Origin of the sequence: Bifidobacterium sp. M0353 (assembly GCF_016100645.1) — a bacterium.
Lineage (GTDB): Bacteria > Actinomycetota > Actinomycetes > Actinomycetales > Bifidobacteriaceae > Bombiscardovia > Bombiscardovia choladohabitans.
The window spans coordinates 1-264 of record NZ_JACFSB010000196.1; the positions used below are offsets into that span (position 1 = coordinate 1).

The 264-nt window shown below is 30.7% G+C and carries 1 protein-coding gene; it reads left to right on the plus strand.

Features of this window, described 5'->3' with window-relative positions; genetic code table 11:
* A partial coding sequence (locus H3V04_RS09525) for a hypothetical protein (RefSeq protein WP_198188415.1) occupies nt 1-264 on the plus strand: 264 nt, incomplete at both ends.

Genomic DNA, 264 nt, shown 5'->3' on the forward strand with positions numbered 1-264 from the left:
TGGTGGTAAAAAAGACGGTATTTATAGCAAAGTTAAAGATGTTGCTAAACAATTTGATAACCTTGATACCAAAATTTATCACCTAAATAAAAAGTTAGATGACACTACCAAAGACTTTAAAGAAATTGGTAAAGTAACCAAACAGTTTACTAATAAGAAAAGCAATCCATTTTCAAACATGGCCAAAGGTCTGGATAAGTTTAATAAAACTTTGAAGGCTGACACTAAAGCTATTACTAAAAATGTCGACAAGATTACTAGGGC